This is a genomic window from Actinomadura sp. SCN-SB, from assembly GCF_043906805.1.
In the GTDB taxonomy this organism is placed as follows: domain Bacteria; phylum Actinomycetota; class Actinomycetes; order Streptosporangiales; family Streptosporangiaceae; genus Spirillospora.
The window spans coordinates 1-14046 of sequence record NZ_JBIMPP010000056.1; the positions used below are offsets into that span (position 1 = coordinate 1).

The 14046-nt window shown below is 72.3% G+C and carries 13 protein-coding genes; 12 read left to right on the forward strand and 1 reads right to left on the reverse strand.

All coding sequences use genetic code 11. From position 1 onward, the window contains the following. Positions 1 to 314: 314 nt before the first annotated feature. The 3 genes from ACGWYJ_RS28765 to ACGWYJ_RS28775 are packed head-to-tail and all read left to right on the forward strand — an operon-like array spanning position 315 to position 2693. Entirely contained in the window at positions 315 to 1199 is an 885-nt protein-coding gene (locus ACGWYJ_RS28765) for a PaaX family transcriptional regulator C-terminal domain-containing protein (protein WP_395109542.1), read from the forward strand. A gap of 48 nt (positions 1200 to 1247) precedes the next feature. Continuing rightward, on the forward strand, positions 1248 to 1790 hold the full coding sequence (locus tag ACGWYJ_RS28770) for an ArsR/SmtB family transcription factor (protein ID WP_395109543.1): 543 nt from the start codon (positions 1248 to 1250) through the stop codon (positions 1788 to 1790). Between the two features lie 45 nt (positions 1791 to 1835). Next, positions 1836 to 2693, forward strand: a complete 858-nt coding sequence (locus ACGWYJ_RS28775; protein WP_395109545.1) for a M23 family metallopeptidase — start codon at positions 1836 to 1838, stop codon at positions 2691 to 2693. Here the strand turns inward: ACGWYJ_RS28775 and ACGWYJ_RS28780 are convergent. Continuing rightward, on the reverse strand, positions 2653 to 3735 hold the full coding sequence (locus tag ACGWYJ_RS28780; RefSeq protein WP_395109546.1) for an NAD(P)/FAD-dependent oxidoreductase: 1083 nt from the start codon (positions 3733 to 3735) through the stop codon (positions 2653 to 2655). The genes ACGWYJ_RS28775 and ACGWYJ_RS28780 overlap by 41 nt on opposite strands. A 115-nt stretch (positions 3736 to 3850) precedes the next feature. Between ACGWYJ_RS28780 and ACGWYJ_RS28785 the strand changes: the two genes are divergently transcribed. The 9 genes from ACGWYJ_RS28785 (at position 3851) to ACGWYJ_RS28825 (ending at position 14029) form a co-directional block, all read left to right on the forward strand. After that, positions 3851 to 4297, forward strand: a complete 447-nt coding sequence (locus ACGWYJ_RS28785) for a MarR family winged helix-turn-helix transcriptional regulator (RefSeq protein ID WP_395109547.1) — start codon at positions 3851 to 3853, stop codon at positions 4295 to 4297. A 220-nt stretch (positions 4298 to 4517) separates the two neighbouring features. After that, complete coding sequence (locus tag ACGWYJ_RS28790; RefSeq protein WP_395109602.1) at positions 4518 to 5504, forward strand: LacI family DNA-binding transcriptional regulator; 987 nt, start codon at positions 4518 to 4520, stop codon at positions 5502 to 5504. Between the two features lie 72 nt (positions 5505 to 5576). Further along, the gene (locus tag ACGWYJ_RS28795) at positions 5577 to 6749 is read left to right on the forward strand and encodes a mandelate racemase/muconate lactonizing enzyme family protein (protein ID WP_395109548.1); all 1173 of its coding nucleotides are present in this window, start codon (positions 5577 to 5579) and stop codon (positions 6747 to 6749) included. Next, the gene (locus ACGWYJ_RS28800) at positions 6746 to 7774 is read left to right on the forward strand and encodes a zinc-binding dehydrogenase (RefSeq protein ID WP_395109549.1); all 1029 of its coding nucleotides are present in this window, start codon (positions 6746 to 6748) and stop codon (positions 7772 to 7774) included. The genes ACGWYJ_RS28795 and ACGWYJ_RS28800 overlap by 4 nt, the downstream gene beginning before the upstream one ends. 9 nt (positions 7775 to 7783) lie before the next feature. Then, the gene (locus ACGWYJ_RS28805; protein ID WP_395109550.1) at positions 7784 to 8761 is read left to right on the forward strand and encodes a hypothetical protein; all 978 of its coding nucleotides are present in this window, start codon (positions 7784 to 7786) and stop codon (positions 8759 to 8761) included. Next, a complete protein-coding gene (gene chvE / locus ACGWYJ_RS28810) occupies positions 8758 to 9888 on the forward strand; it encodes a multiple monosaccharide ABC transporter substrate-binding protein (protein WP_395109551.1) in 1131 nt (376 codons plus the stop codon). Before ACGWYJ_RS28805 ends, chvE begins: the two co-directional genes overlap by 4 nt. A 2-nt stretch (positions 9889 to 9890) precedes the next feature. Continuing rightward, entirely contained in the window at positions 9891 to 11531 is a 1641-nt protein-coding gene (locus tag ACGWYJ_RS28815) for an ATP-binding cassette domain-containing protein (protein ID WP_395109552.1), read from the forward strand. Further along, positions 11528 to 12790, forward strand: a complete 1263-nt coding sequence (mmsB, locus tag ACGWYJ_RS28820; RefSeq protein WP_395109553.1) for a multiple monosaccharide ABC transporter permease — start codon at positions 11528 to 11530, stop codon at positions 12788 to 12790. The genes ACGWYJ_RS28815 and mmsB overlap by 4 nt, the downstream gene beginning before the upstream one ends. A gap of 42 nt (positions 12791 to 12832) precedes the next feature. Beyond that, positions 12833 to 14029, forward strand: coding sequence for an aldose epimerase family protein (locus ACGWYJ_RS28825; protein ID WP_395109554.1), 1197 nt, complete (start codon positions 12833 to 12835; stop codon positions 14027 to 14029). The last annotated feature ends 17 nt before the right edge of the window (positions 14030 to 14046 follow it).

Consider the following 14046-nt stretch of genomic DNA (forward strand, 5'->3'; position numbering starts at 1 on the left):
CCCGGGCACCAGGCCGCCCTGCTCGTCGACGTCCATGGTGAGGGTCGCGACGCGGCCGTCCACGGCGAGCCGCCAGTGACGGTACCGGGACGGGTCGGCCCGGAAGTCGACGTGGCCGGTCCCGCTCTCGGGGGTGCTCATGACGGTGCTCATGACGGGGTCCCTCCCGGCGGTCTCCCACCTCTATGTTCCACACATAGCGCTTCGATCGTCAAGACTTTGTAGCATTTCATGGTCTACATCGTGGGGACGCCCGTCCACGACCCTGTGGAATGATTGGGCCGACCAGGCGAAACCGCAGGTGAGGGGGTGCCATGTCCGCGACCGGCGGGCCGTCGGCGGCGGCCTACGCGGCGCAGGCCGAGCCGGAGTTCCGGCGCCGCCGGGAGCTGGGCGCCGCCAGCGCGCGGTCCCTGCTGCTGACCGTACTGGGCGAGTTCGTGCTGCCGGGCGGGCGCCCGGTGTGGACGGCCACGTTCCTGGAGGCGCTGGGGCTGCTCGGAGTGGAGGAGAAGGCCGTCAGGCAGGCGCTCGCGCGCAGCGCCTCCGAGGGGTGGCTGGCCGGGACCCGGCACGGGCGCCGCACATCCTGGGAGCTGACGCCGTCCGGCCGCGGGCTGCTCACCGACGGCACCGAGCGGATCTACGGCTTCGGCAGGCCCATGACGCGCTGGGACGGGCAGTGGCTCATGGTGCTGGCCTCCGTCCCGGAGAGCGACCGCAGGATGCGGCACCTGCTGCGCACCAGGCTGGCGTGGAACGGCCTGGGCAACCTCTCCCCCGGCGTGTGGATTACCCCGCATCCCGAGCGAGAACACGAGGTACGGGAGGTGCTGCGGGAGATCGGCGTGGCCGCCACCGCGACCCTCTTCGTGGGCCGCCTCGGCGACCTGTCCGAGGCGCGGCGGGTCGCGCGGCAGGCATGGGACCTGGACGCGATCGAACCCGCCTACGAGGACTTCCTGGACGCCGTGCACGCGCTTCGTCCCGTTGGCGACGCCGAGACCTTCGCCGCCCACACCCGGCTCGTCCAGGAATGGCGCCGGTTCCCGTTCCTGGACCCGGGCCTGCCCGTGGACCTGCTGCCGGAGGGGTGGAGCGGAGCGCGCGCGTTCGAGCTCTTCCATCGGCGGCACGAGGCGTGGCGCCCGGCCGCCGACCGGCAGTGGAAGGCCATGGCCGGGCGCGAGCCGGGTTGATCCGCCGCACGCCTTGGCGAAATTACGTTCCTACGTAATAATGGAATCGTGACGGGGAGCGAGGGGAACGATCTGGCCGAGCGCCTCGCCCGGCTGGAGGAGCGCGTGGCCCGCCTGGAGGGCTCGGACCGGGCCTCCCGCGCGCACGTCGTGGGCACGCAGAAAGGCACGGAGGAAAGCGAGGACGATCCGGGCGAGGTGTTCTGGGCCCTGCGCGCCCTGAAGGAACGGGTGGGCGACGCGGTGCTGTTCACCGGCAGCGTGACCCTCCCGGACGGCGAGCACTACGAATGGCAGCAGGGTCACACCTCGTCCGAGCTGGTGGCCGACGACTGGTCGCAGGCCGCCGACGCGCTCTCCGCCCTGGCCCATCCGGTACGGCTCATGCTCCTGCGGGAGATCCTGTGCGGCGCGCACGGCACCGCCGAGCTGGCCGCCGACGAACGGCTCGGCACGACCGGGCAGCTCTACCACCACCTCCGCCAGCTCGTCGCGGCCGGTTGGCTCCGCACCACGGCGCGCGGCCGGTACGCGGTGCCCGGCGAACGGGTGGTGCCGATCCTGACCATCCTGGCGGCCACCCGCCGCTGACCGACCCGGAACGGGAGGACAGTCGTGCTCCGAAAGATCGCGTGGATGAGAATGCCGCTCGTCGTCCTCGGCATCGTGCTGGGGCTCACCGAGAGGCTGCACGGCTCGGACTGGGCCGGGCGCGCGGGCCTGGCCCTGATCGCGCTCGGCCTCGTGCTGTTCTTCGTGCGCGGCGAGGCGTCCGACCGCGCGCCCGTCCCCGTCCGCAGCCCCGTCAGCGGGCGGTGGGTGCCGGTGAACAGCCCCGCCGACAGGGTGCCCAGCCACGGCACGCACGAGCTGGGCCAGACCTACGCGATCGACCTGGTGTACGCGCCCGACCCAAGGTCGGAGTGGAAGCCGGTGGTGCGCCACCCGCTCGCGGCGCGGCCCGAGACCTTTCCCGCCTTCGGGCAGCCCGTCACCGCGCCCGCCGACGGCGTGGTGGTCCAGGCCAGCGGGTGGCAGCGCGACCACTGGAGCCGCAACTCCTGGCCCGGCCTGCTCTACCTGATGGTCGAGGGCATCGTCTTCCGCTCGGTCCTGTCGATGCTCACCCTGTCCGCGGGACGGTTCGTCCTCGGCAACCATGTCGTGCTCGACCTGGGCGACGGCGTCCACGCGGTGTTCGCGCACCTGCGGCGCGGCTCGCTGCGAGTGAGGCGAGGCGACCGCGTCAAGGCCGGTGACCTGCTCGGCGAGGTCGGCAACTCCGGCAACAGCTCCGAGCCGCACCTGCACTTCCACCTCATGAACAGCCCGCGGCACCTCACCGCGAGCGGGATCCCGTTCACGATCGAGTACTTGCAGGACGGCGTGCCGCGCAGCGGCGTGCCCGGCGGCACCCGTCCCTTCAGCACCGCGGGGACGGGCCGATCCGGACTCAGCTCAGCCCGAACAGGTCCCGGAAGTGGCCGGTCATGAGGTGCGCCCCCTTGATCTCGGAGGTCTCCTCGGCGCCCAGGACGCCGCCGTCGGCCCAGTACGAGACGCCGCCGGACGGGCCGAGCGGCAGGGCGATCCCCGGCGGCGCAGGCGTGTAGGTCGCCACCGGGTCGCCGCCCGCGATCAGGGCGCGGATGTTGTGAGCGACGACCTCGGCGTGCCGCCCGGCGGCGCCCGCCCTCTTGGCCTCCGGAAGCGCGGCGAGGTCGCCGACGGCGAACGTCCGGGGCCGGCCGGGCAGGCGGAGGTCCGGGCCGACCTCGACCTGCCCGTCGGGACGCCGGGCCCCGGCCAGCCCGCCCGCGAGGTAGCCGCTGTTGGGCACGACCCCGTAGCAGCGGAACCAGATGTCGGCGGTCACCTTCCGGCCCGACCCGGTCACGGCGGTGAACGTCTCCGCCCTGCCCGGCGTGGTCGGCGGCTCCTCGCGCAGGGACGTGCCGAGGAGCAGCTCGACGCCCATCGCGTCGAGCTGGGCGCGCAACTCGGCGCGGAACTCGTCCGGGTAGCCGCCGGTGACGACGTCCCCGGCCGGATCGACGATCGTCACGGCCTTGCCCGGCCACATCGCCGTGATCTCGCCCGCCAGTTCGAGCCCGCAGGGTCCGGCGCCGAGCAGCAGGACGCGCTCCGCGCCCGCCAGGGCGTCGCGGGTGGCGCGGAGGGCGGCCTTGGCCGCGGCGCTGTCGTCGACATCGACCTTGGCCGGGAAGGGGTAGCCCGACCCCGTCGCCAGGACGAGGTAGTCCGCCTCGATCCGCTCCCCCGATGCGAGCGTGACGCCCGACTCGTCCGCGCGCGCCGCCCGGTCGCGGACCACGGTGCCCCTCTTCAGCAGGCCGTCGTAGGGGAAGAAGATCTCGTCCGTCCAGGACGGGTCCACCAGGGCGCGCAACGCGGCCACGTTGTGCACGAACGCGTCGCGGGGCTCGATGAGGACGACGTCGGCCTCCTCGTCGAGCGCCTTGGCGACGGCGCTCCCTCCGTATCCGCCACCGACGACGGCAACCTTCGCGGTCATGGTCTCTCCGATTCGTGATACGCACTGTTGGTAATACGAAATGTTCGCACGACGAATCAACTTAGTTCGCACCACCAACCAACGTCAACTATGCTGGCGGGTGGAGGCCGACCTCATGACCCGTGCGCGCACCACCCCGCAGGCGACCACCGCCGGCACCGCGTTCACCGTGGCGCTGATCCGGCTCACGCAGCATGTCGATCAGGTGTTCGGCGAGGTCGGCCGAGAGCACGGGCTGACGCCGCAGCAGGCGCACGTGCTGTGCCACCTGGTCGACGGCCCGATCGGGATGGCCGACCTGAGCAGGCGGCTCCACCTGGAGAAGTCGAGCGTGACCGGGCTGGTCGACCGGATCGAACGGCGCGGCCTGGTCGCCCGCGTCCGCGACGACCGCGACCGCCGCGCCTACCGGGTCGCGCTGACCGACGAGGGGTCGCGGCTCGCCTGCGAGACGCACGAGGCCGTGAACCGGCGCCTCGAACGGCTCGCCACCGACCTCGCTCCCGCCGAGCGTGACGGCCTGGTGAACACGATCCTGCGGGCGCTCCCGCCGTCCCCGTAGCCGCGTCGGCGCGTGGTCCGACCCCTCGCCAGGGGTGGAATGTTCGCGCTATCACCGCTTTGGCCCGGGGTATTGACAGCCGTCCGCGTTAGCGCAAACATCGGACCACCCACCCCGGTGCGCAGGAGATCACAGCATGGGCGATGCCCCCGACCCGTCCCGCCCCTCCGATGGCGGCGGCCCGTCCGTCCCCCCGGCCGGGCGGACCCGCGCCGCCGTGATGGAGGACGTCGCGCTGCTGGCCGGGGTCTCGGCGATGACGGTGTCCCGGGTGCTCAACTCGCCGGAGAAGGTCCGGCCGCAGACCCGTGACCGGGTGCTGGCGGCGATGCGCGAACTGGACTACCGCCCGAACTCCGCCGCGCGCGTCCTGGTCACCGGCCGTTCCCGGGTGCTGGGCGTGGTCGCGTTCGACACCACGCTGTACGGGCCGGCGTCCACGCTGTACGGGATCGAGCGGGCCGCCCGCGAGGCCGAGCACATGGTGAGCATCGCCAGCGTGAGCCGGCTGACCCGGCGCTCCATCCAGGACGCCGTGGAGCGGCTGCGCTCCCAGTCGGTGGACGGCATCGTGGTGATCGCCCCGCACCGGTCCGCGGCCGAGGGCCTGCGCGGGCTCCCGCCCGACTTCCCCCTCGTGGTGATCGGCGCGGGCGACGACCTGCCGGTTCCGGCGGCGGCCGTCGACCACCGCGCGGGCGGGGCCAAGGTCACCCGGCACCTGCTCAGCCTCGGCCACGAGACGGTCTGGCACATCGCGGGACCCGGCGACTGGATCGACGCCAGCGAGCGCGTCGAGGGCTGGCGCGCGGTGCTGCGCGACGCCGGCCGCGAGGCGCCCGACCCGCTGCCCGGCGACTGGAGCGCCAGGTCCGGCTACGAGCAGGGCCGGCTGCTGGCCGCCGACCCGCGGGTGACGGCGGTGTTCGCCGCGAACGACCCGATGGCGCTCGGCCTGCTGCGCGCGCTGCGCGAGGCGGGACGGCGCGTCCCGGAGGAGGTGAGCGTGGCCGGCTTCGACGACGTTCCCGAGGCACCGTACTTCGCGCCCCCGCTGACCAGCGTCCGGCAGCCGTTCGGGGAGGTGGGGCGGCACGCCTTCCAGCTCCTGATGGACCGCATCGCCGGATCCGACGGCTCCCCGCGCCGCACCGTGGAGCCCGAGCTGGTCGTCAGGGAGAGCACGGCCGTCAGGGCATCCCGCTAACGCCGAACAGACCCCGAGGAGGTCCACGATGACGATGATGTTAGCGCTACCAGTAGCAAGCGCTCGCTGATCATGCGGATCACGAACATCGACACCCACGTGGTGGGGACGCCGTGGCGCAACCTCACCTACGTCACCGTGCACACCGACGAGGGCCTCAGCGGTGTCGGCGAGGCCCGCATGCTCGGGCACACCGACGCCCTGCTGGGCTACCTGAACGAGGCCGCGCGCCGGCACGTCCTCGGCAGCGATCCCTTCGACATCGAAGACCTGGTCCGCCGGATGAAGTACGGCGACTTCGGCCGGGCCGGCGAGATCGTGATGTCCGGCATCGCGTGCGTGGAGATGGCCTGCTGGGACATCCTCGGCAAGGCCCTGGGCCAGCCGGTGTGGCGGCTGCTGGGCGGGCGGGTGCGCGACCGCGTGAAGGCGTACGCCAACGGCTGGTACACCGTCGACCGCACCCCGGAGGAGTTCCACGCGGCGGCGCGGCGGGTGGTGGAGCGCGGGTACCGGGCGCTGAAGCTCGACCCGTTCGGCGCGGGCCGGATGGAGCTCGACCACGACGAGACGGTCCGGTCGATCGCGCTGGTGGAGGCCGTGCGGGACGCCATCGGCCCCGAGTGCGAGCTGCTGGTGGAGATGCACGGCCGCTTCTCCCCCGCCACCGCGATCCGGCTGGCCCGGCTGCTGGAGCCGTACGACCCGGCGTGGCTGGAGGAGCCGTGCCCGCCGGAGAACCTGAAGGCGCTGGCGAAGGTCTCCGCGCACACCGGGCTGCCGATCGCCACCGGCGAGCGGATCCACGACCGGATCGAGTTCCGCGAGCTGCTGGAGCTCCAGGCCGCCGACATCGTCCAGCCGGACGTGGGGCACCTGGGCGGGATCGCCGAGACCCGCAAGCTGGCCGCCGCCGCGGAGACGTACTACGTGCAGCTCGCGCCGCACAACGTGGGCGGCCCCGTGCTCACCGCCGCGTCGTTGCAACTGGGCGTCTGCGTGCCCAACTTCAAGATCCTGGAGCACTTCAACGACTTCGCCGACGCGCGGATCACCAGCGTGGCGCGGGGCGCGCCCGCCGTGGTGGACGGCTACTTCACCGTGCCGCAGGCGCCCGGCCTGGGCGTCGAGCTGGACCTGGACGCCGTCGCCGAGTTCCCCCGCCGCAAGGCCGACTTCGACCTGTTCGCCGAGGACTGGCACAAGCGCGAGGAACGGCCGAGCCATCCCGAGGAGACGAGGTGAACCGTTCCGTCGTGGTGGAGGCGCCCGGCCGGTTCCGGCTGGCCGAGTCGGCGGTGCCCGGACCCGGGCCCGGCGAGGCGCTGGTGCGGGTGGCCGCCGCCGGTCTGTGCGGCAGCGACCGCGAGCTGTACGAGGGCTCGCGCCCGCCCGGGTTCGTCTCGTACCCGATCGTCCCCGGGCACGAGTGGTCGGGCACGGTCGTGGCCGTCGGCGAGGGCACGGATCCCACCCTGACCGGCGCGAAGGTCGTCGGCGAGGGGTACCGCGGCTGCCAGCGCTGCGCGCGCTGCCGGGACGGCGCGCCCAACCTGTGCGCGAGCGGCTACGACGAGACCGGCTTCACCCGCTCCGGGGCGTTCGCCGACCACCTGCTGGTCCCCGCGCGGCTGCTGCACGTCCTGCCCGAGGACGCGGACCTGCGCGCGGCGGCGCTGCTGGAACCGGCGGCGGTGATCGCCGCCGCGGTGCGGCACGCGGCGCTGCGTCCCGGCGAGACCGCCGCGGTGGTCGGCGCGGGCACCCTCGGCATGCTCGCGCTCCAGTTGCTGGCCGCGGCCTCGCCGTCGCTGCTGGTGGGGATCGACCCCCGTCCGGGACGGGCCGAGCCGGCGCTGGCGGCCGGCGCCACCGCCGTGTGCCTTCCGGGCGAGGCCGCCGAGGCCGCGTTCGACGTGGTCGTCGAGACCGCGGGCAGGCCCGGGACGGCACGCGCGGCGGTCGCGCTCGCCCGCCGTGGCGGACGGGTGGTGCTCACCGGCATCACCGGCGACGCGTCCGACGCGGTGCCCACCACGCTGCTGGTCACCCGGGCCCTCACCGTCCACACGGTCTTCGGCGCCGGCCCGGCCGACTGGGCGTACGCGGTGCGCGCGTTCGGCACCGGCGTGCTGCGCCCGGCCCCGCTCGTCACCCATGAGCTGCCGCTGGCCGACTTCGAGACGGCGCTGAAGCTGAGCGCCGCGCCCGACGCGGGCAAGGTGCTCCTTCGCCCCGACATCCCCGACACCCCTGACATTCCCGACTAGGGAGGTGTGATGGATTCACCGGACGGCCCCCGCGCTCCCGGAGAGGACGCGCTCCACGCGCTGGGGTTCCCGGCACGGCCCGAGCCGCCGCCCGCGTCCGCCGCGCGGTTCCCCGACGGCGGCGCCTGGCGCACCGAGCTGCCCTCATGCGAGGGACCCGCCGTCCTGGAGGCGGTGCTGGACGAGAGCGCACGCCTGGACGTCCCGCTGCACCGCATCAGCCAGGGCAGCGGCGTGTGGATGCTCACCGACGACGAGATCACCCTGATGCTGGCCGGCTGCGCCGAGCGCGGCATCGAGCTCAGCCTGTTCCTCGGGCCCCGCGGCACCTGGGAGCCCGGCGCGGGCGCGCGCGCGTACAACGCGTCCGGCCCGCGCGCGCGTGGCCGCGACCAGCTCGCCCAGTGCGTGGAGGACGCCGAGCGCGCCACCTCGCTCGGCGTGCGTTCCCTGCTCGTCGCGGACGAGGGCGTCCTGTGGACGCTGCACTGCCTGCGCGCCTCCGGACGGCTGCCGGCCGACACCAGGTTCAAGGTGTCGGCGCTGGTCGGCCCGGTCAACCCGGTGTCGTTCTCGATCTGGGAGCGGCTCGGCGCCGACTCCGTCAACGTGCCCAGCGACCTGACCGTGGCGCAGCTCGCCGAGATCCGGGCGCTCAGCGCCGCGCCCATGGACTTCTATGTCGAGGCCCCCGACGACCTGGGCGGCTACGTCCGGATCTACGACGCGGCCGAGCTGATCCGCTGCGGCGCGCCGATCTACCTGAAGTTCGGGCTGCGCAACGTGCCCGGCCTGTACCCGGTGGGCCGCCACCTGCTCTCCGCCGCCGTCGAGACGGGGCGCGAACGGGTGCGGCGCGGTCGGCTCGTCCTCGACACCCTCGCCCGGCTCGGGGCGGGCGAGGGGATGTCACCGCCCGGGTCGAGCGACCCTGGCCCACTCCAGCGCTTCCCCACCCCCCCACACCCTCCGAGGAGAACCCCATGAAACTCCGGAGCCTCACCACCGCGTTGCCCGCCCTCGTCCTCACCGCCGCCCTGACCACCGCCTGCGGCTCCAGCGAGAAGACCGTCGACCGGGAGGCCAGGCAGGCCGCCGGCAAGGGCTCGCTGATCGGCATCACCATGCCGACCCGGTCGTCCGAGCGGTGGATCAGCGACGGCAACAACGTCAAGGCCGGTCTGGAGAAGCTCGGCTACAAGGTGGACCTGCAGTACGCCGAGGACAGCATCCCGACCCAGGCCAGCCAGATCGAGAACCAGATCACCAAGGGCGCGCGGGCGCTGGTGGTCGCCTCCATCGACGGCACCGCGCTGACCAGCCAGCTCCAGCAGGCCGCCGACAAGAAGATCCCGGTGATCGCCTACGACCGGCTGATCCGTCAGACGCCCAACGTGGACTACTACGCCACCTTCGACAACTTCAAGGTGGGCGTGCAGCAGGCCACCTCGCTGCTGATCGGGCTGAAGGTGAAGAACCCCGACGGCTCCGAGGGCAGCGCCAAGGGCCCGTTCAACGTCGAGCTGTTCGCCGGGTCACCGGACGACAACAACGCCACGTTCTTCTACAACGGCGCGATGTCGGTGCTCAAGCCGTACATCGACAAGGGCACGCTGAAGGTGCCCAGCGGCCAGACCGACTTCAAGACCATGGCGATCCTGCGCTGGGACGCGGCCACCGCGCAGAAGCGCATGGAGGACCTGCTCACCCGGTACTACAGCAGTGGCAGGAAGGTGCAGGGCGTGCTGTCGCCCTACGACGGGCTGTCCATCGGCATCCTGTCGGCGCTGAAGAGCAACGGCTACGGCACCGCGGGCCAGGCGTACCCGGTGGTGACCGGGCAGGACGCCGAGGTCGCCTCGGTCAAGTCGATCCTGGCCGGCGAGCAGTACTCCACGATCTTCAAGGACACCCGGAAGCTGGCCGCCGAGACCGTGAAGATGGTCGACACCGTGCTCAAGGGCGGCAAGCCCACGGTGAACAACACCAAGGACTACGACAACGGCGTCAAGGTCGTCCCGTCCCAGCTGCTGGAGCCGGTGATCGTCGAGAAGTCGACGGTGCAGCGGGTGCTGGTGGACAGCGGCTACTACAAGCAGTCCCAGCTGAGCTGACCATGACCGGCGACATCCTGCGGATGCTAGGCATCACCAAGTCCTTCCCAGGTGTGCACGCGCTGCGGCAGGTCGATCTGTCGGTGCGGCGCGGCGAGATCCACGCCATCTGCGGCGAGAACGGCGCGGGCAAGTCCACGCTGATGAAGGTGCTGTCCGGGGTGTACCCGCACGGCTCGTACGAGGGGGAGATCCTCTTCGACGGCGAGCCGTGCCGGTTCGCCGGGATCCGCGACAGCGAGCGGCGCGGGATCGTCATCATCCATCAGGAGCTGGCGCTGTGCCCGCAGCTGTCGATCGCGGAGAACATCTTCCTCGGCAACGAGCAGGCGGCCCGCGGGCCGTTCCGCTCCCGCCGTGACGACCTCTCGCACCCCTCGGAGGGGGAGCACGGCCGCCGGGGCCTCCGGTCCGCGCTGCGGCTGATCGACTGGAACCACACCAACCACGAGGCGGCCCGGCTGCTGGAGCGGGTCGGGCTGCCCGAGTCGCCGGTCACGCCGATCGCGGACCTGGGCGTGGGCAAGCAGCAGCTCGTCGAGATCGCCAAGGCGCTGGCCAAGCGGGTGCGGCTGCTGATCCTGGACGAGCCGACCGCCGCCCTCAACGACGAGGACTCCGCGCACCTGCTCGAGCTGGTGCGCGGGCTCCGCGACGAGGGCATCACCTGCGTGATCATCTCGCACAAGCTGAACGAGGTGCTGGCCATCGCCGACCGGGTCACCATCCTCCGGGACGGCCGGATGATCGAGACCCTGGACCTGTCGGAGTCGTCCGGCGAGGTCACCGAGGACCGGATCATCGCCGGGATGGTGGGCCGCGACCTGGAGCACCGGTTCCCGCCGCACGAGCCGCGGATCGGGGACGAGGTGCTGCGCATCGAGGACTGGACGGTGCACAGCCCCACCCAGCACGGCCGGGTGGTGGTCGACGGCGCCGGCCTGACGCTGCGGCGGGGCGAGATCGTCGGGCTCGCGGGGCTGATGGGCGCGGGCCGCACCGAGCTGGCGATGAGCGTGTTCGGCCACTCGTACGGGACGGGCATCTCCGGCCGGCTCTACAAGGACGGGAAACCGATCGAGGCGCGCACCGTCCGGGACGCCATCCGGCACGGCATCGCCTACGCCACCGAGGACCGCAAGCGCTACGGCCTCAACCTGATCGAGGACGTCAAGCGCAACGTGTCGGCGGCGGGGCTGGGCAGGCTGGCCCGTCGCGGCTGGGTCAACGCGAACGAGGAGTACCGGGTCGCCGACGGGTTCCGCCGCGACCTGGGCATCCGCGCGCCCAGCGTGCTGAGCGAGACCGGCAAGCTCAGCGGCGGCAACCAGCAGAAGGTCGTGCTGGCCAAGTGGATCTTCACCGAGCCCGAGGTGCTGATCCTGGACGAGCCCACCCGCGGCATCGACGTGGGCGCCAAGTACGAGATCTACTCGATCGTCAACCGGCTCGCCGAGCGGGGCACCGCCATCCTGCTGATCTCCTCCGAACTGCCCGAGCTGCTGGGGCTGTGCGACCGGATCTACACGATGGCGGCCGGCCGGATCACCGCCGAGGTGCCCCGCGCCGAGGCCACCCAGGAACGCCTGATGACCTACATGACCCTGAACCGCAACGGCCGTGTGCGCAAGGAGGCGTCATGAGCACGACCAGCGCCGAGACCGCCAAGGCCGGGCCGGACAACGACCCACGCGGGGCGAAGGGCGGGCCGGACCCGGTCTACCGGCTGTCCCTCAACCTGCGGCAGAGCGGAATCTACGTCGCCTTCGCCCTGATCGTCGTCCTGTTCACGGTGCTGACCGGGGGCGACCTGCTCCAGCCGCAGAACATCTCCAACATCATCGTGCAGAACTCCTACATCCTGATCCTGGCGATCGGGATGATCCTGGTGATCATCTCCGGGCACATCGACCTGTCGGTGGGCTCGGTGGTGGCGGTGACCGGCGCGATCGCGGCGGTGCTGATGGTGAACCACGACGTGGCCTGGCCGCTGGCGCTCGTGGTCACGCTGGGGGCGGGCGCGCTGATCGGGGCGTGGCAGGGCTACTGGATCGCCTACTTCGGCATCCCGTCGTTCATCGTCACGCTGGCGGGGATGCTGCTGTTCCGCGCGCTGACCCTGACCGTGCTGGGCAACCAGGGCATCGGCCCGTTCCCCAGCGAGATCCGCACGCTGTCGAACGGCTTCACCGCCGGTTACCTGGGCAACATCGGGCTCGGCGTGCTGGGCGGCGCGGACCTGTTCAGCCTGCTGTGCGGGCTCGCCGCGTGCGGAGGCTTCGCGGTCGCGCAGTGGCGCGCCCGCGCCGCGCGCCTGGGCTACGGGCAGTCGGTCGACCCGTATCCGGTGTTCCTGCTGAAGATCGCCGCGGCCGCCGCGCTCATCATGGCGGTGACCGTGCAGCTGGCCAGGTTCCGCAACCTGCCCTGGGTGCTGGTGCTGCTGGCGGCGCTGGTGCTGGGGTACACGCTGCTGACCAACCGGGCGGTGTTCGGGCGCCGCATCTACGCGGTCGGCGGCAACCTCCAGGCGGCCACGCTGTCGGGGGTGAACGCCCGGTCCATCGTGTTCTGGATCTTCGTCAACATGGGCGTGCTGGCGGCGCTGGCCGGGGTCATCTTCGCCGGCCGGCTCAACCAGGCCGGCCCGACCGCGGGCAACACCTTCGAGCTGGACGCGATCGCGGCCGCGTTCATCGGCGGCGCCGCCGTCCAGGGCGGGGTCGGCAAGGTGGTCGGCGCGATCACCGGCGGACTGATCATGGGCGTGATCAACAACGGGATGTCGCTGGTGGGCGCGCCCAGCGAGCGGGTGATGCTGGTCAAGGGCATCGTGCTGCTGGCCGCGGTCGCCTTCGACGTCTGGACGAAACGCCGCGCGGGCGCATCCCTCCTGCGCTGAGCCGTCCCGGCAAGTGTCCTCCACCCCTCAGAGAGGAGCACCATGAGGTTCATCCCACCCCTGGCCGGCACCGCCGTGCTGGCCACCGCGTTAGTGGCGGCCTCGATTCCGGCCGCAGCGGGCCCGGCGCCTACGCTGTCCGGCATGGGAAGCCCGGAGAGCGCGCCGCGGATCGACAAGGAGCCGTTCGGCACCCTGGCCGACGGCACGCGGATCGAGCGGTACACGTTGAGCAACGGCCGTGGCATGCGGGTCCGGGTGCTCACCTACGGCGGCATCGTGCAGAGCCTGGAGGTGCCCGACCGCCGGGGCCGGGCGGGCAACGTGGCGCTCGGCTTCGGCTCGCTGGACGGGTACACCAGCGACGCCTACGCCGAGGCCAACCCGTACTTCGGCGCGCTCATCGGCCGCTACGGGAACCGCATCGCCAAGGCCCGGTTCACCCTGGACGGCAAGACCTACGAGCTCGCCGCCAACAACGGCCCCAACAGCCTGCACGGCGGAGACCGGGGCTTCGACAAGAGGGTGTGGAAGGCCGAGCCCGCCCGGGTGAACGGCGACGTCGCGCTGCGCCTGTCCCGTACCAGCCCGGACGGCGAGGAGGGCTACCCCGGCACGCTCACCACCACCGTCACCTACACGCTCACGCGGAAGAACGAGCTGCGCATCGCCTACCGCGCCACGACCGACAAGCCCACGGTCGTGAACCTGACCAACCACACCTACTTCAACCTGGCGGGCGAGGGGTCGGGCGACGTCTACGACCACCGGCTGCAGATCGACGCGCGCCGCTACACGCCGGTCGACGCCACGCTGATCCCCACCGGCGAGCTGGCCCCGGTGAAGGGCACCCCGTTCGACTTCACCGCGCCGCACGCCATCGGGGAGCGGATCCGGAACGGCCACCCGCAGATCGTGATCGGGCAGGGCTACGACCACAACTACGTCCTGGACCGCAAGGGCGGCGGCCTGGAGCGGGCGGCGCGGGTCACCGAGCCCCGCAGCGGCCGGGTGATGGACGTCTACACCACCGAGCCCGGGCTGCAGTTCTACTCGGGCAACTTCCTGGCCGGCACCCTGGTCGGGACGAGCGGGAAGGCGTACCGGCAGGGCGACGGGTTCTGCCTGGAGACACAGCACTTCCCCGACTCGCCGAACCAGCCGCGGTTCCCGTCCACGACGCTGCGGCCGGGGCAGGTTTATGACACGACGACGGTCTACGCGTTCAGCGCGCGCTGACCACCGCACGGGACGGC